This window comes from Amycolatopsis sp. La24 (assembly GCF_029087445.1).
Classification (GTDB): domain Bacteria; phylum Actinomycetota; class Actinomycetes; order Mycobacteriales; family Pseudonocardiaceae; genus Amycolatopsis; species Amycolatopsis nivea.
The window spans coordinates 1-576 of record NZ_JARACH010000153.1 but is presented as its reverse complement, the minus strand read 5'-3'; the positions used below and the strand labels follow the sequence as shown (position 1 = coordinate 576).

1 protein-coding gene and 1 pseudogene are annotated in these 576 nt (G+C 63.7%); both read left to right on the top strand.

The window, feature by feature from the left end:
* Window positions 1-67 precede the first annotated feature (67 nt).
* Window positions 68-391: a transposase gene (locus tag PUT80_RS46250; RefSeq protein WP_141995942.1), complete on the top strand. Its 324-nt coding sequence runs from the start codon at window positions 68-70 to the stop codon at window positions 389-391.
* A pseudogene (locus PUT80_RS46245) lies at window positions 391-576 on the top strand (hypothetical protein); the annotation flags it as partial. The gene PUT80_RS46250 and the pseudogene PUT80_RS46245, both read left to right, overlap by 1 nt.

Here is a 576-nt window from a genome sequence, read left to right as displayed (position 1 = left end):
TGAGGTTCACCCCGGGTAGTGGACACCGAGTTAGCAGGATCAGTCGTCCTGCTGAAAGGATGTCCTCATGCCTCCTCGCAAGCGCCGGTCGTACACGGCTGAGTACAAGGTCGAGGCTGCTCATCGCGTGATCGATTCCGGCCGGACGATCGCTGAGGTTTCCCGTGAGCTGGGTATCGACGCGGGCATGTTGAGTGTCTGGGTCAAAGACGAACGTCGGCGGGTCACTGCGGCCGAGGTCCACGGAGACAAACCTCTGGAGGCCGCCGAGCGGGCTGAACTGTTGCGGTTGCGCGGACAGGTGGCCGAGCTGGAGAAGGACAACGCCTTCCTGGTAAAAGCCTCGGCGTACTTTGCCGCGATGCAGAAGAACCGGCCCGGTTCGCTCTGATGGCCAAGTACGCCGGCCCCGACGAGTTAGCCGGCACGACCCGCTCGCCTGAGCGCGCGCGGTTTTCGGTGCGGCGTATGGCACGGTTGCTGGGCGTGTCGACGTCGGGCTACTACGCGCATGTGAAACGTGTGGCGGTGTTGACTCCGCGGCAGCAACGCCGAGCCGATCTCGAGGTGAAGATC